Below are 26,022 nucleotides of genomic sequence, written 5' to 3' on the forward strand. Positions count from 1 at the left end.
GCGCTTGCCCGGACCCTAGCCGCGTCTTTCCGGTCAGGCCACCCGGCTGAGCGAGGGGCGCGGGGCGAGGCCAAGCGCTGTGCAGACGTCGCGTGTCAACTCGGGCCGGTTGAGAGTGTAGAAGTGCAGATGATCGCAACCTTCGCAGACCAGCGTGTCCGCAAGCTCCGCCGCCTGAGCGATGGCCAGCAGATCGGCCCGATCATCGCGTACCGCCACATCGAAGGCCGCCCGCAGCTCATCGGGGATAATCGCACCGCAGGCTTCGGCGAACTTTGACGTCTTGGCCCAATCCTCGATCGGCAAAATGCCCGGAATGATCGGTGCCGCAATGCCAGCCGCCGCCGCGCGGTCGCGAAAGCGCAGAAATGTCTCGGCGTCGAAGAAGAACTGCGTGATCGCCTCTGACGCACCGGCGTCGATCTTGGCACGCAGCCAGTCCAGATCGGCCTGGGTGTTCTTTGCCTCGGGGTGGACATCCGGATAGCAGCCGACGCGCACGTTGAAACCATCATCGGCCAGCGCGGCGATCAATTCGACCGAATTGGCGAAACCATCGGGGTGCGGCACAAAGCCGTCCGCGCCCTTGGGCGGATCGCCACGCAGTGCCACGATGTCCTCGACCCCCGCTTTGCGGAAGCCACGTGCGACCTCCAGCGTCTCTTCCCGGCTGGCGTCAACGCAGGTCAGATGCCCGGCAACCCGCAGCCCGAACTGCTTACCAAGGGTGCCGACCGCTTCCCGCGTCAATTCACGTGTCGTGCCGCCCGCGCCATAGGTCACCGATACCCATTCAGGGGCCAGAGGAGCGAGTGTTGAGATGCAATCCCAGAGGCGAAAGCTGCCTTCAAGAGATTTAGGTGGAAAGAACTCGAACGAGACGGCAGGCATGATGGCGGTTCCTTTAGCAATTGAACCCTTGTGCCCCGATCCGGTTTCGTGAGACAGGCTCATAATCTTCATCATCAACATGAGCCGGACACGATTCATGAAACTGCATCTGGAGTTCCGCCATCTCCGCACCATCCGTGCGATCCACGATTGCGGCGGGCTGGCCCGCGCCGCCGACCGACTGAACATCACACAGTCCGCTCTGTCGCATCAGGTCAAGAACCTCGAAGATCAGATCGGGGTGGAATTGTTCGTCCGCCGCTCCAAGCCGATGACCCTTTCGGCGGCCGGGCAGCGTTTGTTGCGTCTGGCCGAACAGGTGCTGCCGCAGGTCGAAGCGGTGGAGCAGGATTTCGCGGGACTTAAATCCGGCAAAACGGGTCGCCTGCATATCGCCATCGAATGCCACGCCTGCTTCGAATGGCTGTTCCCGGTGCTGGAGCAGTTTCGCCGCGCATGGCCCGAAGTCGACGTCGACATCCGCCCCGGTTTGCAGTTCCAGGCCTTGCCCGCACTTCAGAAAGAAGAGGTCGATCTGGTCGTCTCCTCCGACCCAGAGACACTTGCGGGTGTCGAATTTGCTCCACTGTTCGATTACGAGCCGGTGTTCCTCGCGTCATCTTCTCATCCGCTGGCCGCGAAACCCTATGTCGAGGCAGAAGATTTCGCGGGCGAGACCCTGATCACCTATCCGGTCGAGCGCCCCCGCCTCGACGTGTTCAGCCAGCTTCTGACGCCCGCCGGGGTGGAGCCTGCGGCGATCCGGCAGGTCGAACTGACCGCTGTGATCCTGCTGCTGGTGGCATCGAACCGGGGGGTATCCGTCCTGCCCGACTGGGTCGTTCGGGAGGTGCGATACAACTCCGACTACGTGACCCGCCCGCTGACCGCCAAGGGCGTGACCCGCAGGCTTTACGCGGCGGTCCGCGAAGTCGACGCCTCCAAGCCGTTTATGGCCCATGTCCTGCGCCTGATGCGGACCGAACCGCTCAAACTGCAACGCAGCGACGTATCGGCCTGACTCTGACGTCCGAACTTTTCACATGTAGCGCCTGAATCATTAAGTGTCTGAGCCAGCGGATCGACCTGACCGCAGGTTCATGAGTATTTAGGTCTCGTCAATCGGCGCAAGTTTCGGACATGGCTGCATAACCAAAACGAGTCGGTTTCGGCAAATCCGGCGCGATATAATGTCATTCGCACCTTTTCGTTATCCATTTCTCTCCCTTGGACGAACCGCGCTCTCCTTTAGTCGCTAGTCGTTTCGTCATTTCCTCACCTGAAGTTCATTAACCGCCGCGCTCATTGATCCGGCCCTTCCAACTCAGGATGATTGGCGCACAGAGCCGTTTGCGGGAACGTGCGTCTGGTTCTTGTTCTCGGTGACGATAGCAGAGGGAGGCATCCAATGCCGACGATCGATGGTTCCATTTCGGACTGGTCCCCGGATGCACGACTGGATACGGCTGCTACCGGCACCCTGGGCTACGGGCTATGGGGCGTTGCCGATCCTGACTATTTCTATTTCGCGATCACGGCTGACGACGTCATTATTGGCGAGAATACCACGCTCTGGCTGGACACCGACCTTGACCGGGGCACGGGCTACCAGATCTGGGGATGGGCAGGTGGCGCGGAGTATCAGGTCGAGATCGCGGCCGATGGAACCGCGCGGCTCTATTCCGGCGGTCCGGAAGAGACCTTGGTCGCCGAGCTCGAAGCAGTCCGCAGCGCCGATGGGCGTGTTCTTGAGTTCCGTATTGACCGATCCTTGCTTGCCGGAAATCCTGACGCAGTTCGCGTCTATGCAGATGTCAACGATTCCGCCTTTCTTCCCAACAGCTACGCAAACACGAATTTCATTGTCGCCGAACCAAGCCCGAGCGTCGTCACCGGAGGCAAGACCCTTGATGGGAATCTTGTGGATTGGGATGCAGCCACACGCCTTGATACGCCCGCTACCGGCGCGGCGGGGTATGCGTTTTACGGCGACCTTCAGGATAACGTCTTCACCTTCGCCATTTCCACCGACGGTACCGCGATCGGGGCGAATACCACGATCTGGCTGGATACCGACCGCGACACCGCGACCGGCTATCAGGTCTGGGGCTGGGCCGTGGGCGGCGAATACAACATCAACATCACGGCTGATGGCGAGGCGCGCCTCTATACAGGTGCCGCGGGCGAGACCTTCGTGGCCAACCTCGACTTTGCATACAATGCAGATGGCACCGTGATCGAAATCGCATTGGATCGGGCACTTGTCGGGAACCCAGCGTCGATGCGGGTCTTCGCCGACGTCAACGACTCGGTCTTCATTCCCAACAGTTATGCAAACGCGAATTTCATCGTCGGATCCGAGCCCACGCCCGTCATCGGCGGCATCACTCTGGACGGGTCGGTTTCTGAGTGGACGCCCGAGAGCATTTTGTTGACCCAGGGTGGGTACCAGTTGCGCGGCGAATTTGTCGTGGATGCCGCTGGTGACCAGTATGTCTTTGCCATCGAGTCGGACGGAACAACGATTGGTGCCAACACGACCATCTGGCTTGATACCGACCTCAACAGCACCACAGGTTATCAGATCTGGGGTTGGGCCGGCGGGGCCGAATACAACGTCAACATCACTGCCGATGGCCAGGCCAGACTCTACAGTGGTGCTGCCGGCGGCACCTATGTTGCTGATCTCGATTTCGGATTTTCCGCCGACGGAACAGGGTTTGAGGTCGCGATCTCGAAAGATCTCCTCTCGGGGGCACCTGATCAGGTGCGGATTCTCGCCGACGTCAACGACGCTGTTTTCCTTCCGGGCGACTATAGCAGTGCGAACCTTGTCGTAGGTGCTCCCCTGCCGCCGCCGACGGATGCGCCCGAGTCACGCATTGCGATAGTCTATTCGGCGACCACCGCTGCAAACTTCTATGACATCACGGCCTATGGTCAGCTTTTCATGGCCGCGCAAAATCAGGCCATGCAGGCCGGAATCCCGTTCGACCTGCTGACCGAGGCCGACCTGCTCGATCCGACCGGCCTGGCCGGTTACGATGCCATCGTATTCCCCGGCTTTTCGAACGTTCAGGCAAGCCAGGCTGCTACCATCGCCGCATCCCTGACGACCGCAGCGCAGGATTATGGAGTCGGCATGATCGTCGCAGGTAATTTCCTGACCAACGATGAAACCGGCGCGGCCCTTCCCGGAAATTCCTATGCCCGCATGAACGCTCTACTGGGTGTCACTCTCGAAGGTTTTGGCGCCACTCAGGGAATTACACTTAACGCCTCCAATGCGGCCAACCCTATCCTCGATGGCTATACCAACGGGCAGGTCGTGGGCAATTACGGCAACCTTTCATACCTGAACTTCACCGACACCACCGGATCAGGGCAGGTTCTTTTCGAACAAGTTGTGAGTGATGGCACCTACGATGCCGTCATTGCGACACAGACCGCCGGGCGCAATGTCCATTTCGCGACCGATGCGATCATGGGCAACAACAACATCCTGGGCGAGGCGATCGACTGGGTTCTTCAGGATAATGCGCCGGACATCTCGCTGCTGATGACCCGCAACAGCTCAATCTTCTATTCGCGCAATGACATGGACCAGTCGCAGGAGACGTGGGACGTCAGCGGACAGACTCCCGGCATCTATGATGCGATGCTGCCGATCATAGAGACCTGGTACGAAAACTACGGCTTCGTCGGGTCATACTATGTCAATATCGGTTCCAACCCGCCCGATCAGCAGACCGACTGGTCTGTCTCGAAGCCCTATTACGATCGGCTTCTGGCGCTTGAGAGCGAGATCGGAACCCATTCCTATACACATGCCGTTGATACGAACCTGCTTTTCCCCGATGTGGTGACGGATGAGCTTCTGCAGGCGCGGAACTTCGTTTATCCGGACATGACAGCGAGCGAGTTCAACGCCATTCTGGCTGACACACTGGCACGGACCGACCCCACCAACCCCAACGCCATCGACCCCGCCGACCTGACCGTTCAGGAAAAGGCGGTCCTTGAAGCATCATACCGTTTCCAGTTCGAATATTCCAAACTGGTTATCGAACGCGAGATGGGTATCCAGGTCACTGGGGCCGCAGTATCCGGTGCGCCGGAACGGATCGACGCCACGCGTGAGATCATCCAGTTCTTCGACTATATCAGCGGCGGGTATTCGGGGACCGGGGCGGGCTACCCCGGTGCTTTCGGATACCTGACGCCCGGTGAGAACGATCGGGTCTATCTGGCCCCCAACATGTCTTTCGATTTCTCGCTTGTCGGCTTCAACGGCATGACCCCAGAACAGGCCGAAGCCACGTGGCTTGCTGAATTTGCCGCACTGACCGCCAACGGCACGACCCCGATCCTTGCATTTCCCTGGCATGATTACGGACCTACCGAATGGAACCTCGGAACCCCTGGGCAGGTCTATAGTTTTCAAATGTATGAAACGCTTATCGCGGCCGCGGCTGCATCCGGAGCCGAGTTCGTCACAGGAAAGGACCTGGCCGAACGTATCGCGAGTTTCTCGGCAAGCAGCCTGACCACATCACGTGTGGGCGATGTTGTGAACGTGACTGTCGGCTCCAGCGACGCGGGGAAATTCGCGATCGACCTCGGCAAGGAGGGCCAGATTGCATCCGTCACCAACTGGTACGCGTGGGACAGCGATTCCGTCTTCCTGCCCAGCTCCGGCGGAACCTTCGAGATTACGCTGGGCACTGAGATGGCGGACGTGACGCGTATTTCCGCACTACCGATGCGTGGCGATCTTCTGTCCGTTTCTGGCGACGGGTCCGATCTCGACTTCAGCTTCTCGGGGCGCGGAGAGGTTCTCGTCACTCTCAGATCGCAAGACAGCGCACCCATCCGCATCACCGGTGCCGACAGCGCGACCTTGCCTGATGCCGGATCCGTATCGCTGACTTTCGATACGGTTGGCCTGAACACGGCCTCGGTCGACTACCTTGCACCGGGCACCCTTCTGATCGGTGATGCCGGCTCCGATATACTACTTGGCGGCAGTGCAGCAGACACTCTTGAAGGGCGCGGCGGCAATGACATCCTCTCCGGCGGCGGCGGAGATGATTACTTTGTTTTCCGTCTGGGCGATGCTTTCGACACGATCCTCGACTTCGCGACCGGGATCGACACGCTGGAGCTTTCCGGTTTCGGATTTGCCGATGCCGAGGCTGCGTGGGGCGCCTTCGTAGACACTGCTGAAGGGTTAGAGCTGACTTTCGGTGACACGGATCGTCTGCTTCTGGCGGGCCTCAACCAGGGGGATCTTTCATCTGCTGACATCGTCACCGATCCGTTCCTCTTTGCCTGACCATTCCTCCAGCTTCTTCCATTACGCATCCCGAAGCGTCATAACGATCTGCGACTCGCACAGAACGCCCTTTGGGCCAGATGGATATATGTTCCCGGCTACCGAGGAGGTCACGATGGATCAGAGCGGTAATCCGGCGGAGCCATCTTCCACCGGGCAGGCCAGTGACGGCGTATCCTAACTTGCATTGTGCCTCCGCCGGGATCGCACAGCTTCAGCCTGGAATTGCGCAAAACGCCTGAGGAGAACTCGCATATGTGTGGAATTGTCGGTGTGATCGCCAATCGATCGGTCGCCCATATCCTTCTTTCCTCGCTGACGCGGCCCCACAACCTTGCAAAATCAGTCACGGTGGAATGATGCGCCTTCCAACAAAGCCCCCATCGGGCAAGACCATCCTGGCGACAGGTGGTGCCGGCTACATCGGATCGCACGTCGTTGTCGAACTCCTCCAGGCCGGCCACCGGGTCGTTATCTTCGACAATTTCGAGAACTCAGACCGTCGCGCCGTGGCGTGCATTCCGAAAATCGCCCCCGGCACAATCGTCCTTGTCGAAGGTGACGTCCGCAATCGGCTTGTCGTCGAGGAGATCCTTTCCCGATACAACATAGATGCCGTCATCCACCTTGCCGGCAAGAAAGCCGTCGGCGAATCCGTGGCCGATCCCATGCTCTATTTTCACGACAATCTTCTCGGTGCGATCTCCTTGTTGCAGGCAATGCGCAACGTCGGCACAAAGAATCTCGTCTTTTCATCCTCGGCCACGGTCTATGGGGTCCCGAAGGTTCTACCGATCCCGGAAGCCGCGCCGACCCAGGTTACGAACCCTTACGGCCGCACCAAGCTGATGATCGAAGAGATGATCGACGATTTCGCCGTCGCGGAACCGGATTTCCGCGCAATCTCCTTGCGATACTTCAATCCGGTCGGTGCCCATGCCAGCGGTCTCATCGGGGAAAACCCCAAGGATGTACCGAACAACCTCTTTCCTTACGTGGCGCAAACGGCCATCGGTTTGCGAAAGGAGGTTCAGGTCTTCGGGGCGGATTACGACACTCCCGACGGAACCGGTGTCCGCGACTATATCCATGTGGTGGATCTTGCGTCCGGACATGTCGCGGCGATCCAGCATCTTTTCGATACCTCTCCCGAAGATCGCCATCTCCGGATCAACCTCGGCACCGGAACAGGATATAGCGTCCTTCAGATCATCGAGGCGTTCTCGGTCGCCTGCGGCTTTGCGATCCCTTATCGCGTAACAGATCGTCGTCCGGGTGACGCGGCAGTGTCACTTGCAGATCCCAAGCGCGCCGCTGCCCTTTTGCAATGGTGCGCGACCCGTGACCTATCCCGGATGTGCGCCGATCATTGGGCGTTCCAGCGACAGACGGCTCTGGTCACTTAGCCCCCCGGTCCGCTCCAACCCTGCGCCGGGGAGCAGCGCCTTTCGGAAAATATCTGCCTTGAACCTCATGTCCCTGTTTCGGCCAGCTGCCTTTTTGGGATTCGTCGTTGCCAGCGTTCCCGCCGTCATCGTTCTAACCCAGGAGGCTTCTGCAGCCCTCCAGCCTCCCGACCGGGAATGTGCCATGTCCAGTGCAAGATTACGCTCCGCACGGCTTGCCTCGGCGTTGCAAAAGGGGTTCGGCGTCCAGTACTGGGGAGCTACATACAGTGCCGAAACGCTGTCCCAGCAGCCGCACGGCCTTCTGATCCTCGAAGTAACCAAGATCGGCGCGACCTACAGCGAGACTGGCCGCGAGGTCTTCTTCAGCCCCGAAGAGATCGCAAAGATTAACAGGGACGGCACCCGCCCTACCCTCGGCTACCTTAATGTCAGCGAGATCGAAACCTATCGCGATTACTGGATCGACCTTGTTACCGAACCTGACACCGCATCGCCCGATGACCTTCCAGAGTGGTACGGCCCCACCTCCAGTAGTGGTGAGCATCTTGCCGCCTATTGGACAAAAGCCTGGCAGGGCATCGTCCTGGCGCGGGTTGACCGTCTGATGCAGACGGGCATCGATGGCCTCTTTCTGGACGACGTGCTGCACTATTACACTCAGGCGCTTGATGGCACACTCCGCTGGCCGACAGGTAAACGTCCCGAAAGTCCCGAGGATGCCCCGGAATTCGCGCTTGAAATGATGCGGCTGGTCGAACTGATCGCAGCCCGCGCCCGCGAATGGAAATGCGATGCATATATCGTTGTGAACAATGGCGTCTTCATCGGTCGCGATGCAGCCGGGGCAGAGCCCGGACCCGAAGGCAAGGCCGGTTTTTCATCCTATCTGAAAGCCATCGATGCCGTCATGCTCGAAAACTTCTCGGCCGCGACCACGAACGCCGGCACGATCGAGGCGCTGCAACAGGACTTTCGCGACCAGGGAGTCGCCGTTCTGTCGCTCGATATCTTGACTCAATTTCCGGACCAGGACCCTGAAAAACTGCGCCAGACAATTGCGAAGAAGGCGGCGCAATCGGGCTTTTATCCCTATATCGCCGCCGACGAAGCCTTCAACCAGGTTGCCCCTCCGATCCAGCTTCCGTCAGGTCGGCCGGCCGTAACGGAATGATGCTTTCGCGCAAGCGATAGCGCAGATCCGGATTGTCCACCACGCCCGTCAGAAGCGTTCGATGCAAAGGGCTGCCGCGCAGCCCCTCGAGCAACGACATCCAGATAAGCTGGTCCCATTCTCCCAGCGGGTATTTTGCCGCGGCGACCAGATGCCTGTAGGTCGCGGGCTGATCACCTCTCCAGTTTGCCCAGGCTGCGCCTACCAGCGGTGCTTCCTTGAAAATCTCCTCGCTCAGCAGTTGGCGATACGGGACCAGGGCTCCGGCGCCGCGATAACGCACCAATTGCATCAGGGCCTGCCCGGTCGCCCGCGGACTTGCCAGTTTGCGCTCGGACGCAAGCGCGCTTTGCAAGCCCCGCATATCGCCGGTGCTTTCCGCAAGAAGGGACAGCGCCGCCCATTCCGCCTCGCTCAGGGTGTCGCGGGTTGAGAGCCATTCCGCCTGCAGGATGCGCGCAACACCACCATGGCCGCTATTGGCAAAGACAGCCAGGACCACGTATCCATCCTGCGGTAACACGCGAAATCCTTCTCGGGCCACCAGAATTGCCGCATCGATTGCGCCACGTCCGATCAATGCCCGCACCGAAGTCTCGAGCGCCTCAGAGCCCTTGGGCCCTTCGGCCCATCGCGTTGCAACGACCACCGCTTCCATTGGCCGTCCCGCCTCGACCAGGAATTCAAGTAACCTCCGCTTGAACGCGAGGTTCTCCTGTATGTCGCTTTCGGCAAATGACGTGAGCAGTCTCTCGTAGCTATCGACCCGCCCGGCGGCAATCAGCAGGCGCCCCAGACGTTCGGCCTCCCAGACCGAAAGCTTTGTCGGATCGACGGACAGAAGAAGCGCACGCTCGGCTTCGGCCATGCGCAGGGATCTGTACCAGCCGCCAAGGCGCACCCGACGATCCGGCGTCGGGTAGGCATCATATGCCTGCCGAAGGAATACCGCCGCACCGGACAAATCGCCCGCAGTCACCTCTATACCCGCAAGTGTCTCAAGAATATCCTCGGACGGCCCAGCCTGCGACAGCAGCCTCAGGAACGACCTGCGGGCCCCGTCCAGATCACCGTCCGCCAAGGATAGCCGACCAAAGACAAGCTCAAGATTGTCGTGAAACACAATCTTGCCCTCTGCCTGGCGCAGCTCTTTCAACGCCTCCTCGGGTTCCATACGCGACAGATCTGCTTCGAACTTTATTGCAGGGTCGGGTCGCAGTGCCACGATTCCTCCGACCGCGATCACCCCAACAACCACAGACACTATTGCGTAGTCGCGCATCGCCTCCAGTCTCATCCTAGCACGCTCCCAAAACGGACAGACCGGTCAGGCCGCCGGGCGTCGCCGGGACCAGAACTCTCAGCAGTCCCGCCTCGTCTGCCATTTTCTCCTGCCGTCGATCCTGATCGGCATCCGAGATCGCGACCCCGTATCGGGCCTGAGGCGGCCCGAACAGAACCACCTCACCCTCAGCAAAGCCCGAAACCTCCAGTTCCACGCCACAGTCGCCCCGCTTCCAGTTTTCAATGATCAGTCGGCTTTCGATCAGCGCCGGGGCTTCGGAGCCAAGTACGATGCCGCTCTGGATGCCCTCCTGCGTCAGCGCAACCAGCGGCACATCGACTCCGGGATCGAGCGAGACATAAAGGCTCTCGCCCTTTCGCCGCGCGCCCATGACGCCCTCGCTACGTCGCATATCAAGGGCCCAGTTCTCGGCCTGATCCAGGCGCACCGTCTGCAGCGCACCCCGATCACGAATCTGCCAGGTGCCGGGCCCCTTGGAAATGATCCGCGCCGATAGAAAGCCCTGAACGGTTTCCGCATAGGTCGACGCACGGATAGGCACTACTTCTGATGACCGCGCCAGATCCAGGTAAGACGCGATCGCCCGTCGGGTTTCAAAGTAGATCGTCGACCGCGCGGCGAAAGAAAGCTGGAAGGGTTTCAGCCGCCGGGGATTTTCGGTTTGTTCAAGGGTCTCTTTCAACCTGTAAAAACCGTATAGTGGTGATGTCCAGTATCCCGTATAGGACGCGTCCCCGCTGAGCGCGTCATAGACTTGGCTATAATCGCCGACTTGGGCTGAGAACGGCCAGAGGCCCGTCAGCGACGATCCTTCCGCATCCATGATACCGCCACCACCGCCTATGGCGGGCACGCTTGTTGCCGCCTGCGCTTCAAGCGCCTCTTCAAATGGCCGGGCATTGCCACTCCAGGCATAAAGTTGCACAGGACGTTCGCCGTGCGAAAGCGCGTTCAACTGCTCGATCGCCCCCTCCAGTTCCATGCCCAGGTCGAATGGTGCTGTCGCATATTTTCGAGGCGCCCCCGGAGTGTGCGAGAACGTCGATGCCCCAGTGTCCGTAAATGCACCTCGCAGCGTTTTCACTGCTGACGTTACCAGCGCGTCCCGTCCTTCCTCCACTTCCGGCGCATCAAGTATCTCGGCCTCTTGGCCCTCGTCATAATCTGCGAAGAAGCTCCAGTCACGGATATCGCTGAAGCCCTGCGCGGCCCCCTGCACATTCGCCGCCGCGAAGGCGCGCATCGCCGCCTGACGTCCCCGGTCTGCAAAGTTCCCACCGGGTTCGCGGACAAGATCCCCTGCCAGGACAGCAATCGACATCGGAATGTCGAAGAAGGGCTCGACCAGCCGCTCCACAAGGACTTCGGACGCCAGTCGTTCCGGCTCTCCAAACACCCGCGTCCGCATCACATCCAGCCATCCCACCGAGGAAACGGTGACGAAAAATGTGCGCAGACCCTGAAATGTTGTGGGGTCCGGCTTTGGAACCGCATCCTCTTGCAGCACGCGCTGGAAAAATTCGAACGGATCAATGATCCAGAAAGCCTGCCCCCGCGCGTCCGTATCGACCGTTGCAGTGGCGTGAACATAACCACCTGCTGGCCCTGCCACCGCCAAGGCGACCTCCTTGCCCGGAGTGGAAATCTGCAAGAGCGGGAGAGCGGCGGCTGATGCGACTACACCTTGATAATCACCCGGTTCAATCAGGAAATCTGCTTCATAATCCAGCAGGTCATCATTCTTTTGGGAAACTACAGATGACACACCCACGGGGTAAATTACACCATCGGTTTCCATTCCCATTGAAGCTAGAGCTTTATTGGAAATATCATCCTGAAGTCCGGTCCAGGGATCGAAATTTCCGAATGCTACAATTTTAGGGCCGCCATTGCAAAAAGCATCTTCTTGCGCCAGCCATTTCCCTACATTCGGCATTCCGACCGCAGGCCCATCAAACCAAGACATGACAAGCCCCACTTCGGTCGGATCAACCTCGGGCGGCGTCTCTTGCGCCACATCGTAGTAAACGACCACTTGTCCCATGTGATTGAGAACCACCTCGGCATATCTGTGAATCCGCGTGTCCCGCGGCTCGCCTTCACGATCGCTATCATACAGAGCCAGCGTCTTTCGCGGCAAAGATTCGCAACCCCAGACCCCAGCCGCGGAAATGCCCCAGACAAGTAACGTCATAAGGGCGATGGGCGCAGCCTTGTAACGTTGGCTGAACGCCCGTTTCTCATGGACCAGCAAAGGTCTCCTCATGCTTCCGATCATCATTCGACCCAACTTATTCCGGCCTCTCCCTAAGGTGTCATCCGAAGGGTTAAGCGCCTCGCAGGCGCTTAACTCGCAAGCGCTGACTGGCCGAGGGTTCCTTCGGATTCACCCTGTGGCCAGTCATTTTAAACCTTCGAATATCTTTTTCACTATTGGCTGAGTGTCACTTGGCTGTTTCCCCAGTCGACTCTCCCTAAAGTCAATTGAAGACAGGTTTGATTTATCGTAATTTTTACATGCTTCAAAGATATTTTTTTGAGTCGGTTGCGCGAGTGCGGCCATAATTTTAGGGGAAACGAAATGTCGAGCGGATTTGGTGGTTTTCTCGTCAGCGCGACAATCGTAACATCCGGGTTGACCGGTATTTGGGCTTGGCCCGCCGTGCAGGATGGCGGCATTCAGGCGTTAACCACACAGGCAAGCGACCTTTATCGCCGCGCCGATCTCCGCCTGCGCCCAGCCATCTCGGCGTTTCAATCGCCAGTGGATCAATCGCCTACGGAAAGCTCTGGCGAACCTGTCACAATCGCCACAGCCATCGCCGTGTCGCTTCCGTCTCCGGAACCGGTTAAGATCAAACCGCTGCAGACCGGGGTATCTGCACCGATCGTCCCGGATCGTTGCAATGCTCCGGAGGCCAGATATGACGCTTCAGTCATTGGCGACCGGATCCAGTTGAGGATCTTTGAAACTTCCACCCTGGCCGCTGACACGACCTCCGGCGGCAGCATGTCGCCAACCGATATAGTCTTTGAGCGTCTCGACCTTTCCGGAACCTATGAGGTCGGCGACAGCGGCGCGGTTTCCCTGCCGGCCATTGGCCGTGTCGATGTCGCCGGGCAAACATTGTCCTGCATCGAGGCCATTGTCGCACATGCCGCGTTCAAGCGCATGCGTACGCAGAATACCATCACCGCGGCTTTTACCACGCGGCCTCCGATCCTCATGCGCGGCGCTGTTCGCGCACCCGGATCCTATACCTACAGCTCCGGACTGACCGTCGAGCGAGTCCTCGCCCAAGCCGGTGCAATTGATGAGCGTGACCCTATGGAGGAAGTCCGTCGCATTGCGCTCGAATCCCGCCGTTCGGAACTGGGCAAGACCCGCATTAGTCTGTCGCTGGAACGCATGCGCATCGAAGCCGCTTTGAACGATCAGGATGTATTTCCCGAAGATGACAAGGCGATCAGGATAGCGCTGGATCTTTTGGGCGAAGATCGGGTCACCACCGAACGTCGTGCCCTGGCCGCGGAGATCGAGGCTGAACGCATGCGCCAGATTCGAACCGAAGCCATGCTTAACGACATGACCATAAGGATCGAGACCGCTCGCCAACAGCAAGAGGTGGCAAAATCCCAGATGGACTACTACTTCGCTCGCCGCGAGCAAAAGACCGAGATGCTCCAGAAAGGGTTGATTTCCGCCTCTGGTCTCGACGACACAGCGATGCGCGCCATGGACGCCGAACGCATTTTCCTCGAAAAGCAGGATCTGTTGCTTCGTCTTGAGGCAGAACTGCGACTGGCACAACATGACGCAGAACTGGTCAAGGCAGACCGTATCAAGACCCTGACGGCCGAATTGCGCGGCCTTTCCGCCAGGTCCGACGCGGTCGACAGGGAATTCCACACTGTGCTTGCCGAACTGGACCTCTTCAAGAACGACGGGATCGGGTTTGCTGTCACTATCGACCGACCCACCGACGAGAACGAGACCCGCACTATCTCCGCCAATCTAAATACCCTTGTTCGGCCCGGTGATTTGGTCACCGTAGCGGCGCGGACGGCGGATGAAGATGATGAAGACGCACTAACCAACGCTTCGGCGGCCCGGGACCGGCCTGTATTCATCCAGAGTGCTTATACGAGATGACCTATGCAGATAATGTCGTCCCTCAAGATCTGAAACTTCCGCGTGCCGAAACCGGCCTGTTCCTGCGAGGCCTTGTCGGCAGTGCAGTACTGCTGCTTGCTATCAAGGCCTCCGAGTCCCTGTTTTTTGGCGCAGGCTATTTTTCCAGCCTCACCTATCACCCATTCTGGATCGTCATTCTTCTTGCCGCAGTCCAACATGGTCTTTTCGTCGGCCTTTCGATCGTTGGCCTCGCGACCATGATGATGGACTGGCCGTCGCGCGCCGTCGGGACTGACATCACCGAATATTACGTCGATATCGCCACCCAGCCGGTACAGTGGCTAGTTGTTGCCCTTGTCATCGGCCTTTATCGACAGCAGCAACTGGGCCGAGAGCGCGCTCTGGCCCAAGAAGCCGAGCGGCTTCGGAACGTCAACCTTACGCTGGCTGGAGAAATCCACCGCCTTGATGCATTCGTCGCCCGGACCGAACTTGCAGCGGCCACTCGTGCCTTCGAGACCGCGCTTCCCCATGATGCTACCGGCGCCGATATTCTGGAAGCTCTTGATCGCCTCTCAAGGGCGGACGCTTCCCATCGCCCAATGGCTTTCATCGAAGCTGCGCGCACCTGCCTGTCCACACCGGTTGTCTGGCTTCATCTCGACAAAAATCAAAACCTGTCGCCGGTCATCGCCACCCATGACAATATCCAAATGCCAAACAGAACGCCGGCTCATATTCTGACCTCTGCTATCATGACCTCTGCGTCCGACCAGCCCTTGCGCTTTGCTCCGGGCGAGGGACCTGCACCTGCCGGATATAACGCCATCTGCCGTACGGTGTTCTCCCAGGTTGGCCGCCCTATAGGAGCAATTCTTGCCCTCACGCCGTCAGAGCGTGGCATGGAGGATGCTGAGCCTGCCCTTGCCGCCCTTTGTTGTGCAATCGAGAGCAGCCTTCGACGCTCCCCGCCAAGTCGTGCTCCGTCGATGATTTACCTCGCGCCCCCGCGTGAAGAACCCGCGCACGCCCATGCCTGACATCTTCGCCATGGCACCTCGAAGAGCGGGAATTTATTCCAGCTTCCTCGTAGGGTTGGCCGCGCTTGGAGATATCCTCTTAATCCAGGCTTGGCTGAGTCAGGACCTGTCGATGATCCTGGTCATTGCCTTTCACCTCGGTCTGGCGCTGGCGTTCGGTATTCTGTCAGCCCTACTCTGCCCTCGGCCCCTATCCGCAACCGTCGCCAGTTTCGTCATTCTCGTTCTCTTCGGGCCGTTCGGTGGCCTCGCTCTGATGATGATCGCTCCGGGGCTTGGTCTGCCGCAGGCCCGCATTTTATCCAGCCGTACGGCGTACCAGTTTTCACGTGATCCGCAGCTGCACGATGCTGCGGACAAGCTATTTGATCAGATCTGCCAGCGCCGACGGCACCCATTGTCCGGTAATGCGGTATCAAGCTTCCTGAAAACCTTCCGCTCGGGCACGCTTCACCAGCAACAGGAGGCTATCGCCGCGATTTCGCGCAATTATCATCCCGATATGCGGCCAGCCCTGTCCGCTGCCCTGGCATCCCCCGTACCTGCGCTTCGCGTTCAGGCGGCGGCCGTCTATGCCAAGCTGCGCGGGACTTACGGTACCCGGGCCAAAGATCTTCTAGACCAAGCCGAGCGCGAGGACCACGCGCGCCCCGCCCTCGACGCAAACGCCTTTCTGGAAGTCGCCGCTTCCGGGTTCGTTGACAATGAGACCCGTGAGAAACTCCTCTTTCTTGCTTCTAAGCTGAAAGAAGAAAATACCCCGCCCTCTGTTCCCTCCGCCTCCGCCTCCGGACCTGGGCCTTCTCGGTCGATGCTTCGGGCGATGCCTCGCCTCAAACGATACGCATGCGGCGGCTTGGGATGACCCCCGATGAGCCCTTTGTCGATGTCTGCATCGTTGTCGAGGGCTGCTATCCATTCATTTCCGGAGGGGTCTCGTCGTGGCTCGACTGGCTGATCCGGACTCAGCCGGAAACAACCTTCGCTGTGGTAGCCATCGTTTCAGATGAGCGGGTCCGCGAGATAAAATACGAGCTGCCTTCGAACGTACTCTCCTTTCATGTGGTCCCTCTTGCGCCTCGGGTCCGAAAGCCCGGACTGCGGGGGCCTGCGATCAACCGAGTCCGCTTTGCGGATCTTATGTACAGTGTGCTGTGCGATGGCGACCTTGATGCCTTCGGTGACCTTCTCGACTTTGTCTCGCAACCGGTGCGACGAAAGCCCTTAGGGTTCATCGCCGCGCCTCGTCCGCCTGACTATGGCGACCTTACAACTTCGGCTGCTGCTTGGTACGCGATTACCGACTGTTACCGGCGCATCGCGCCCGAAGCCGCATTCGGCGACTTCTTCTGGGCCTGGCGCACCCTTGTCGGAAGCCTTCTTTCCATAGCGACCGCACCCATACCGCCTGCGCGCACCTATCACGCCATCTCGACAGGCTATGCCGGTCTTTACGCCGTGCGCGCTGCACGCGTTACGGGACGCACCGCCGCCATTACTGAGCACGGTATCTACACTAACGAGCGCCGCATCGATCTTGTCATGGCCGACTGGATCGCCGACACGATCGACAGTGGCCTTTCTGGCAACGATGCGCGCACCGACGTCCGACGGTTCTGGATCGATACGTTCGAATCATTCGCCAGTATCGCCTATGACGGCTGTCTCAGGATCACGACGCTCTATGGGGCCAATCAATCGTTCCAGCGCACACTTGGTGCCGCCGAAGCGAAGCTTCGGGTCATCCCGAACGGCATCGATCTCGAGAAATTCGACGCGATCCGGCCGCAACGATCCGGTCGGCGCCCAACCGTCGCACTGATCGGGCGCGTCGTTCCGATCAAGGACATCGAAGCCTACATCGCTTCCGCAGCGATTGTCCGCCGCGCCATCCCCGACGTCCATGTTCTTATCATCGGGCCGACTGACGAGGACGAGGATTATCATGCCCTTTGCAGGCGTCGGGTGGCCGAACTGGGGCTGAGCGAGACTGTAAGCTTCACGGGCAAGGTCAACATTGTCGACTTTCTGCCTCAGATCGATGTTCTCGTCCTGACAAGTATCAGCGAAGCCCAGCCGCTTGTCCTGCTCGAAGCCGGTGCCGCGAAAATTCCCTGCGTGGCCACGGATGTCGGGTCCTGCCGCGAAATCATCGAAGGGGCGCCAGACGAGCATCCCAATCTGGGACTTGGCGGCCGTATCGCCCCCCCGATGGACGCCGATGCCATCGGCCAGGCCATCGTCGAACTTATGGCCGATCCGGCCCTTCGTGCCGCCTGTGGCGAAACGCTTCGCAAACGTGTCGAGATGTACTTCACTTCGGAGATATCGGCCGGACGCTATGCTGCGCTCTATCAGGAGCTTGTCGCCTGATGTCGCATTCCCGCCGAATACATGATCGCCTTCGCGCCGTTGCCCGCGATGCAGAGTGGCTGATGGCCGATCCGCTTCTGGCCGGTATTTGTCGATTTGGTGCTGCCATTATTGTCGCTGCCGGGCCCTGGCTGGTCTCCGTCATCGCGCTGGCCATCATTTCCGTCACAATGACACCGATCATGGGGCTTGCCGCCGTCGAGGATCTCCGGCTCACCTTTGTATATGCCTTCAGTATCGCTCCGCTGGCTGCCGGACCTATCGGCGCGGTCACGGCGCGTAGCATCTCTGCTGCGGTCGAAGCCGGCGAGCACGCCACCATCGCAGAGCTTTTCCTGTCTTCTGCCGCACTTTCCGGCATCGTGGCGCAGATCGTCGCCATTGCCGTAATCCTGCTTCTCGGAATCGGCCCGGTCGGCGTCGCGACCGGATTTGTCTTCCTGACCGTCTCGGCCGCGTTGCTATGGACCAGTTTCGCCGTCCTGGCCGCCGTAAAATCTTACGGCTTCCTTATTGCAGCCTTTACCTGTGGCATGGCGCTTTCGGTCGGCTGCGCGCTTCTGGCCGCGATTTATGCCCCGACCACCGAGGTCCTCATCTGGTGTCTCGCTGCGGGAATTTCGTTCTGCGCCGCCCTGTCCATCCGACACATCCAGCAGATGTTCCCCTGTCGCTACGATAGATTTGCGGATACCTTCCGTCAGCTTCTGCGAGAATTGCGCGCAAACGCCATCCTGTGCATAGGCGTCTTTCTCGCGATCTGCGGCGTCTGGATCGACAAATGGGTATTCTGGTTCGGTCCCGATGGCGTCCGGTCAACTGCAGGCTTCCTTCACTACAGTGCCTATGACAGCGTCATGTTTCTGTCGCACCTCTCGGTTATCCCCACCTACGCTGCGTTACTTGTCTTTCACCATGGCGATCTTGTCGCCGTGATTGAGCGTTTCAAAACCGTCCTCGAGTCGCGCGCGACCCATGCGGTCCTCCGCAACCGTATCGATGGCCTTGCACGGGTTGCCTGGTCCGGCCTGTTCAACATCGCCTTGGTACAAGCCGCAATCACCATAGGCCTGATATTGATGTCACCCCTGCTGGCAAAATCATTCGATTTCAGCTTCGGACAGTTTCTGATGATGCGCGTGGGCCTGATCGGCGTGTTCTTCCACTCGTTAATGTTTCTCTGCGCGTCGCTGCTTCTTGTCGCCAATCGTACCCGTCACTTCGCCATAATCCAGGGCGGGTTCCTGCTGCTCAATCTTGGTCTTAGCCTGACGCTAAATGCGACAATCGGAATTTCCGCCTACGCTTTCCTTGTAAGTTCACTCGTCGCAGCGTTTGTCGCTTTCTACGCCGCCTACATGGCCTTGCAGGCGTATGACTACCATCTGTTTCTCGGAGAGAACGATTCGCTATACGGGAGGTGATTCTTACTTGTGATAATCACTTCATCCTGAAGACGAGCCGGTCTGGAAGGCTGCCCCCCTTGGTAACGCCATGGTTACCAAGCCACTTGACGCCTAGCCTATACATGCAACCAGTTGAATATTTACAGGTTTGCTGCAACCTAAAGCTCCTGAAAACGTTAACAGTAAAGTTGGCAGGAAAAATCTGTGACATGCCTGCAACTTTATGTTAAGATTTGGTTAATTTTATTAAACCTTTGAATAACGCTGGACATGAGAATTTTTCTCAAGTTCGCGCCGGACAATGACTTTTGGGGTGGGGTATATCATGGTTTCCGATGCATTTATTATTGTCGATACGTGTGAGTTTCGTGCGGCTGCCTTTGCCGCCATTCTTGCGCCCTGGGCGAGGCGGATAGACGCCGATATCCACGTGGTCCATGATCCCGATAAGCTTGCCGATCTTCCTGATCACGTGCCCTTGGCATGTTTCTATTCCATCGGAGGGCTATCCCTTCGCGACCAACGCGTTACTCAGACCATTGCTCGGCTCCGCGACCTTTTTGCGGCCTGTCCGCACATCGTTTTTTCTGATATCCACGACAATCTCGAAATTGCCGCTGCGATCGATTGCGGATTGCATGGCTTCATCCCGACCAAGATGCCGGCACATATCGCTCTTGCAGCCATCCAGTTCATTCTCGACGGCGGAACCTATCATCCGCACTCTGTAACGAACGCGGAGACGTCGGTTAAGACGCGCTCGCCTTCTGTCGTTGTCAGTCACATTGGCAGTCATCAAACACCGCAGGCAGCGTCGCCCGAGCGGTCGCAAACTGTCCCTCCCGCACCCCGCTGGACTGCATCACCCGACCGGCATGCTGCCTCTTCAAGATGCGCCGACGGGGCGTATGAGCCAAGGCAGGATGATGCTCCTACAAAGAAACGTCATATCGAAGTGCTGGAATTTCTCATCAAAGGCGAGACTAACAAGGAAATCGCACGCCACCTCGACCTGACGGAAGCGACCATTAAGGTCTACGTCCGCGAGTTGATGAAGCATTTCGGAGCGAAAAACCGGATGCAGGTGGCCCTGAAGGCTTCCGCTCTTCGTCAACACACGGCTTCCGGCAACCCTGTCAGCCAATGAAAGCTCGGTGAACATGGGACGCGGCAGCCGCGTCGCCATGATTGAATGTAACACCGTGCAGTCCATCCCGGCCCGCAAGCCCGGCAGACCATGGAAAGACAACTGCCTGACAGTAATAGCCTGGTATGAAACGCTCCTCGCCATGCGACACTATGGGAGTGGCCGAATGTCACATCAACGCGCTGAACCAGATCAACGATCCTACAAGACATCGGTTCACAGACCCGGCACTCCATCTGTGAATAAGAGTTGCGTGGTAGACGTTCTTCCTTTTCGCGGCCCTGGAAAACAGTTTTTCTAAGATCGACAGTTAAAGGGAAGAAGAACTCTTGTTTGGTGAACTCCAGCAATCGGCGGCGCAAGTCGGGGTGTGCCCAGCGCGCCGCAGATGTTATCGTACCGACATTCCGCATTGCGTCGTCCGATGCAAACCGTAACGATGCTCGGCAGATGACCAACCGCTCTTCCACCCATTTCAAGTCCGGCGCGCAGGAAGTCGGGGATGTCCGCAGCAAGAGCACGCACCTTCTGATGATGGTGTTTGTTGTCTCGATAGTCGTGAACGCGCTCATGCTGACCGGTCCGCTGTATATGCTGCAGGTCTACGACCGGGTGCTGGGGTCGCGATCGGAGGAGACGTTGCTGGCGTTGTCGGTTCTGGTGACGTTCCTGTTCCTGATGATGGGCATCCTAGATTATGCGCGCGGGCGTATCACGACGCGGGCCGGGGCCCGGTTTCAGGATCTGCTGGATGGTCGGGTGTTTCAGGCGCATCTGCGCCGCGCGGCCGCCACGCCGGGCGGTTCGGGCGCGCGCAATCCGCTGCGCGACCTTGAAGCCGTGCAGAGGCTGATGGCCTCGCCGGTCTTCCTGGCGCTATTCGACGCGCCCTGGACCCCGTTCTTCCTGGCCGCGATCTTTCTGTTCCATCCGTGGCTGGGTATCCTGGCGATAAGTGGCGGGGCCGTCCTGATGGCAATCGCCGTTGTCAATCAATGGCTGACGTCCGGTCCGATGGCGCAGGCCAATCAGGCGACCGCGCGCGCCGAGTTAACAGCGCAGCAACTGTCCTCCGAGGCGGAGCTGGTGCAATCGCTGGGCATGCGCGGCGCGGCGTTCCAGCGCTGGCGGACGGCGCGCGGTGCTTCGCTCGAACAGTCAGTTCTGTTTTCCGACTGGTCCGGCCTGTTCACCGTCACGACGCGAACTCTGCGGTTGTTTCTGCAATCGGCCATGCTGGGTCTCGGGGCCTATCTGGTTTTGCAGAACGAGATGACGGCGGGCGCCATGATCGCAGGTTCCATCCTGTTTGGCCGGGCGCTGGCACCGATCGAGATGCTGATCGGACAGTGGCAGCTGGTGCAGGCCGCGCGGCGCGGCAAAGCGTCGGTCATTGAACTGCTGGATCAAGTGCCGCCGGAGGAGACAAGGATCAGCTTGCCGCACCCCAAGGCGCTTCTGGTCGCGGAAAACATCAGCGTTGTGCCGCCCGGAGCCACACAGGCAAGCCTGCGCAGCATTTCCTTCGTGCTCAAACCGGGTCAGGCGATGGGGGTGATCGGCCCGTCCGGGGCGGGAAAGACTTCGCTGGCCAAGGCTATCACAGGCGTCTGGACCCCGATTGGCGGCAAGATGCGACTCGATAGCGCGACGCTCGATCAATACGATCCGGACACATTGGGCCGGTACATCGGCTACCTGCCGCAAAGCGTCACTCTATTCGACGGAACGATTGCCGAAAACATCGCCCGCCTTGATCCTGCGCCGGACTCGGCAAAGGTGGTGGAAGCCGCCAAACAGGCCGCAGCGCATGAGATGATCCTGCAACAGCCCAAGGGTTACGATACCCCAGTCTCGGCAGTCGGAGGACGGCTGTCAGGCGGACAGGTTCAGCGGATCGGCCTGGCGCGGGCAATATACGGCGATCCGGTGATCCTTGTGTTGGATGAGCCGAACTCGAACCTCGACAATGACGGCACAATCGCACTGAACCGTGCCATCAAAGGTATGAAGGATACGGGCCGATCCGTGGTCATCATCGCCCACCGGCCTGGGGCGATCCAGGAATGCGAACTGCTGCTGATGCTGGACCAGGGCGTGCGGCAGGCCTTCGGACCAACGCAGGAAGTTCTGTCCAAGATGGTCAAAAATCATGGGGCGCTTGCAGGGCACACCGTTTCGGGGACCGTTTCGTGACACGGACCACGGCAAATTTGTCTACGGTTCCACCAGTCCGGCCTGATCCGCCCGAGGCCCGGGCAGGTCAGGCATGGTCCGCCCGATGGTACACGACACTCTGCATTCTGGGGATGCTGATCCTGTTCGGTGGCTTCGGATCCTGGGCCGTTCTTGCGAACATCTCGGGGGCCATAATCTCCACCGGCCGGGTTGCGGTCGAAAGCAATCGTCAGGTTGTGCAGCATCCGGATGGTGGAGTGGTGATGGAAATCCTCGTCGCCGAAGGAGACCGGGTCGCTGAGGGGGATACCCTGATCCGTCTCGATCCGGAAGACCTGCTCTCCAGTGCAGATATCCTCGGCAGCCAGCTTCACGAGTTGGCCGCGCGAACGGCCCGGTTGGTCGCGGAGCGAGATGACAAGGCCGAGATCGACTTTCCGTCCGATCTCCTTGAGGCAGCCAGTCTCACCCCCGAAATCGGCGAGGTCGTCCAGGGCCAGCGCAATATGTTCGAAGCCCGGGCGGCTTTCGTCGCACGGGAGACGGAGCAGCTGAACCAGCAATCCGATCAGATCGACAGCCAGATTGACGGGATCGAAGCGCAAGCCCTTGCGCTGAAGTCACAGCTTGAGCTGATCCGAGAAGAGCTGAAAGCACAGGAAAGCTTGCTGGATCGCGGTCTGACCCAAGCCCAGCGTGTCCTCACACTGCGCCGGGACGAAGCCTCGCTAATGGGCACGGTCGGAGAGTTCGAGGCTTCCATCGCGGAGTTGGAAGGACGACGGATCGGGATTGGCCTTGAGATCATCAAACTCCGGGCCAGAGCCCATGAGACAGCCATCGCCGAGCTTCGCGACCTTCAGGCACAGCAACTCGAACTGTCGGGAGAGTATCGTGCCACGATCAAGCGGATGAGCCGGCTTGATGTGACGGCGCCCGTGGACGGTATCGTCTACGACCTCCAGGTCTTTGCCCGCCGCTCGGTGATCCGGCCCGCCGATCCGATCCTCTATCTCGTCCCACAGGATCGACCACTGGTGATCCAGACCGAGGTCGATCCGATCCACATCGACCAGGTCTACCCCGGTCAGCCAGTGACATTGCGCCTGCCGACCTTCGATGCCCGCACCACGCCGGAACTGTTCGGGACTGTCATCCGCGTGTCGCCCGATGCGTTTACCAATCAGGCGACCGGAGCAACATACTATCAGGCGGAGGTGCTTCCCGACGAGGGAGAGATCGCGCGGCTGGGAGGTCTGGTGCTGTTGCCCGGGATGCCGGTGGAGGCTTATTTGAGAACGGAAGATCGGACGCCGTTGGGCTATCTTGTGAAGCCCTTGGCGGATTACTTCAATCGGGCGTTTCGTGAGTGAGAAATGTAAATTCAAACAACAGAGCCTTATGGCTCTGTTGATGGCGTGGATGCCCCTCCCGACGGCATCGACAGAGCCCAATCAAACCGTAAAATCGGACAGCCGGGTCAGCGCGGCGGGCTTTGCAATTCAGGCGGATGACGGCTGTCCAGCTATCCGAACATGCAGGCATGGTTCGACAAGGTAAATGCCCGACCCGCGACCATCCGAACCGAGGGTTTCATCGAAATTCCATTTCAAAGCCGAGGTGAACGAAGTCATGATGCGCGCGACAGTCCCGCAAACCTTCTGACCCCTTTATGCGGTCGCCGAGAACTGCAGCCCTAAAGGCACTTCCGATTAGTCCTCGATCAGGCCCAGCGTGCGGAACGAAACTTCCTGATCCTTGCCGATGATCATGTGGTCATGGATCACGATCTCCAGCGCAGCGCAGGCGGCGACGATTTTGCGCGTCATCTCGATGTCTGCGTTACTGGGCGTCGGGTCGCCGGACGGATGATTATGGACGAGGATCAGCGCGCTGGCGTTCAATTCCAGCGCCCGGCGCGTCACTTCGCGCGGATAGACCGGCACATGATCGATGGTCCCCTCGCCCTGCTCCTCGTCGGCGATCACACGGTTTTTGCGATCCAGAAACAGGATGCGGAACTGTTCGGTATCGCGGTGCGCCATCGTCGTGCGGCAGTATCCCACCACGTCCGTCCACGACGACAAAACTTCCTTGTTGAGTATCTTCGCCTGCCCCATCCGATGCGCAAAGGCCTCGGCGATCCGAAGTTGCAGGTAGACCTTGTCGGTCGCCCCATCGACGCGGAGGAGGTTACGCTCGGACGCGGCGACGACTCCGTTCAGGTCCCCGAAGGCGGCCAGCAGGCGCTTGGCCAGTGGTTTCACGTCGATGCGTGGAATCGCATTGAACAGCATCAGTTCCAAAAGTTCGTATTCCGGCATCGACTTGTGCCCGCCGGACAGGAAGCGGATGCGCAGGCGTTCACGATGCCCCCAATAATGTGGGCGCGTCGACCCATCGGAATGCCGCACCAGCCCGCCGCCCGCGCTTTCCGATGGAGAGAGCCGATCAGTCTGACGCCAGCTTGGCGAGTGGACGGGTTGGGTCGGCACGTCACGCGGCGGCAGGCGCGCCTCCAGATCGGCAAGCCCCCGCTGTGCAGCCTCATTGAAACCAGACGTCCGACAAGTGGAGGCTTCGGGGTAGGTCGGAATTTCCGGCCGACGCCCCCTCACCCGGTCTGGCAGCCAGTCTGTCAGTCGCGTCAGGTCGAAAGACCGTGGATTCGTCATCAGCCCGCCTCTTCACATCTCTCCGGGACTGTAGGTGAAGAATAGTAAACGGCGGGTTAATGACGGGTTTCTTCCCGCGAACGGAACGGCGTGATCGGGGGCTGGTCCCCCGCGCCTTCCTCGGCTAGATGCCGCCCCTGACCGAACGGAGCGACCCGATGCAAGGCAGTGCCAACCTCAACGTGATGATCAAGACGGCCCGCAAGGCCGGGCGCGCCCTGCTGAAGGATTTCGGCGAAGTCGAGGCCTTGCAGGTCTCGGCCAATGGTCCGCGCGATTTCACCAACAAGGCTGTCGCCAAATCGGAAGATATCCTGCGCGCAGACCTGGAAAACGCCCGCCCCAATTATGGCTTTCAGGCCTTGTCCGGCAGCGTAGAGGGCACCGACCCGACCCGCCGCTGGATCATCACACCGCTGGACGGGTCAGTGAACTATCTGCACGGCATCCCGCATTGGGCCGTGTCCATCGCGTTGGAGCACAAGGGCGAGGTAGTCTCTGCCGTCACCTATGACCCGCTGCGGGATGAGTTGTTCTGGGCTGAAAAAGGTACCGGTGCCTGGCTGGACGGTCGCACCCGCCTGCGCGTGTCTGGTCGCATTGCGCTGGTCGAGTGCATCTTCGCGACCGGCCTGCCCGCCGCCGCCGAGAAATACCTGCCCGCCGCGATCAAGGACCTTGTGCAGCTCCTTCCCGTCTGCGCTGGCGTGCGTCAGTTGGGCGTCCCTTCGCTGGATCTGGCGCATGTCGCCGCCGGACGTTTCGATGGCTTCTGGCAACGCGGCATGAAGCCTTGGGAATTTGCGACCGGCATCCTGATCCTGCGCGAGGCGGGCGGGTTCGCAGAACCGATCCGCGACACCCAGACCATGCTGCAGGACGGGCATGTCATCGGTGGTTCCTCCGCCATTTTCGAAAAATTCTCGAAGATTATCCGTTCGACGGATTGATTGCGC

General features: G+C 59.4%; 17 protein-coding genes. 13 read left to right on the top strand and 4 right to left on the bottom strand.

All coding sequences use genetic code 11. From position 1 onward, the window contains the following. Positions 1-33 precede the first annotated feature (33 nt). Entirely contained in the window at positions 34-891 is an 858-nt protein-coding gene (locus tag AC13C2_RS01335) for a methylenetetrahydrofolate reductase (RefSeq protein ID WP_482885702.1), read from the bottom strand. Positions 892-994: 103 nt separating this feature from the next. Here AC13C2_RS01335 and AC13C2_RS01340 point away from each other — a divergent pair, with 103 nt between their 5' ends. The 4 genes from AC13C2_RS01340 to AC13C2_RS01355 all read left to right on the top strand — a co-directional run bounded on the left by AC13C2_RS01340 (position 995) and on the right by AC13C2_RS01355 (position 8,806). Continuing rightward, positions 995-1,912, top strand: coding sequence for a LysR family transcriptional regulator (locus AC13C2_RS01340; protein ID WP_482885739.1), 918 nt, complete (start codon positions 995-997; stop codon positions 1,910-1,912). 387 nt (positions 1,913-2,299) lie between these two features. Then, on the top strand, positions 2,300-6,226 hold the full coding sequence (locus AC13C2_RS01345; RefSeq protein ID WP_482885703.1) for a polysaccharide deacetylase family protein: 3,927 nt from the start codon (positions 2,300-2,302) through the stop codon (positions 6,224-6,226). 359 nt (positions 6,227-6,585) lie between these two features. Further along, positions 6,586-7,632 carry a UDP-glucose 4-epimerase GalE gene (gene galE / locus AC13C2_RS01350; protein WP_482885704.1) on the top strand — a complete coding sequence of 349 codons (1,047 nt, stop codon included), beginning with the start codon at positions 6,586-6,588 and terminating at the stop codon, positions 7,630-7,632. 184 nt (positions 7,633-7,816) lie between these two features. Beyond that, positions 7,817-8,806, top strand: a complete 990-nt coding sequence (locus tag AC13C2_RS01355; protein WP_482885705.1) for an endo alpha-1,4 polygalactosaminidase — start codon at positions 7,817-7,819, stop codon at positions 8,804-8,806. Here AC13C2_RS01355 and AC13C2_RS01360 read toward each other — a convergent pair. Both AC13C2_RS01360 and AC13C2_RS01365 read right to left on the bottom strand, forming a co-directional pair. Continuing rightward, entirely contained in the window at positions 8,748-10,103 is a 1,356-nt protein-coding gene (locus AC13C2_RS01360) for a tetratricopeptide repeat protein (RefSeq protein WP_482885706.1), read from the bottom strand. The genes AC13C2_RS01355 and AC13C2_RS01360 overlap by 59 nt on opposite strands. A 1-nt stretch (position 10,104) precedes the next feature. Then, positions 10,105-12,378 carry a polysaccharide deacetylase family protein gene (locus AC13C2_RS01365; RefSeq protein WP_482885707.1) on the bottom strand — a complete coding sequence of 758 codons (2,274 nt, stop codon included), beginning with the start codon at positions 12,376-12,378 and terminating at the stop codon, positions 10,105-10,107. A 315-nt stretch (positions 12,379-12,693) separates the two neighbouring features. Between AC13C2_RS01365 and AC13C2_RS01370 the strand changes: the two genes are divergently transcribed. From AC13C2_RS01370 to AC13C2_RS01405, 8 genes are all read left to right on the top strand, one after another. Continuing rightward, on the top strand, positions 12,694-14,265 hold the full coding sequence (locus AC13C2_RS01370; protein WP_482885708.1) for a polysaccharide biosynthesis/export family protein: 1,572 nt from the start codon (positions 12,694-12,696) through the stop codon (positions 14,263-14,265). Continuing rightward, the gene (locus AC13C2_RS01375; RefSeq protein ID WP_092758783.1) at positions 14,262-15,287 is read left to right on the top strand and encodes a hypothetical protein; all 1,026 of its coding nucleotides are present in this window, start codon (positions 14,262-14,264) and stop codon (positions 15,285-15,287) included. The genes AC13C2_RS01370 and AC13C2_RS01375 overlap by 4 nt, the downstream gene beginning before the upstream one ends. Continuing rightward, positions 15,280-16,152, top strand: a complete 873-nt coding sequence (locus AC13C2_RS01380) for a hypothetical protein (protein WP_482885709.1) — start codon at positions 15,280-15,282, stop codon at positions 16,150-16,152. Before AC13C2_RS01375 ends, AC13C2_RS01380 begins: the two co-directional genes overlap by 8 nt. Further along, the gene (gene pelF / locus AC13C2_RS01385) at positions 16,149-17,660 is read left to right on the top strand and encodes a GT4 family glycosyltransferase PelF (protein ID WP_482885710.1); all 1,512 of its coding nucleotides are present in this window, start codon (positions 16,149-16,151) and stop codon (positions 17,658-17,660) included. Before AC13C2_RS01380 ends, pelF begins: the two co-directional genes overlap by 4 nt. Then, positions 17,660-19,084: an exopolysaccharide Pel transporter PelG gene (gene pelG / locus AC13C2_RS01390; RefSeq protein ID WP_482885711.1), complete on the top strand. Its 1,425-nt coding sequence runs from the start codon at positions 17,660-17,662 to the stop codon at positions 19,082-19,084. Before pelF ends, pelG begins: the two co-directional genes overlap by 1 nt. Positions 19,085-19,367: 283 nt before the next feature. Continuing rightward, the gene (locus AC13C2_RS01395; RefSeq protein ID WP_092758789.1) at positions 19,368-20,213 is read left to right on the top strand and encodes a LuxR family transcriptional regulator; all 846 of its coding nucleotides are present in this window, start codon (positions 19,368-19,370) and stop codon (positions 20,211-20,213) included. Between the two features lie 450 nt (positions 20,214-20,663). After that, complete coding sequence (locus AC13C2_RS01400) at positions 20,664-22,409, top strand: type I secretion system permease/ATPase (RefSeq protein WP_482885712.1); 1,746 nt, start codon at positions 20,664-20,666, stop codon at positions 22,407-22,409. Then, positions 22,406-23,764: an HlyD family type I secretion periplasmic adaptor subunit gene (locus AC13C2_RS01405; RefSeq protein WP_482885713.1), complete on the top strand. Its 1,359-nt coding sequence runs from the start codon at positions 22,406-22,408 to the stop codon at positions 23,762-23,764. The genes AC13C2_RS01400 and AC13C2_RS01405 overlap by 4 nt, the downstream gene beginning before the upstream one ends. 339 nt (positions 23,765-24,103) lie before the next feature. Here AC13C2_RS01405 and radC read toward each other — a convergent pair whose 3' ends face one another. Continuing rightward, a complete protein-coding gene (gene radC / locus AC13C2_RS01410; protein ID WP_092758797.1) occupies positions 24,104-25,066 on the bottom strand; it encodes a RadC family protein in 963 nt (320 codons plus the stop codon). 158 nt (positions 25,067-25,224) lie between these two features. Here radC and AC13C2_RS01415 point away from each other — a divergent pair, with 158 nt between their 5' ends. Beyond that, a complete protein-coding gene (locus AC13C2_RS01415; protein ID WP_092758799.1) occupies positions 25,225-26,016 on the top strand; it encodes an inositol monophosphatase family protein in 792 nt (263 codons plus the stop codon). The last annotated feature ends 6 nt before the right edge of the window (positions 26,017-26,022 follow it).

This window comes from Jannaschia sp. L-14R (genome assembly GCF_056857695.1).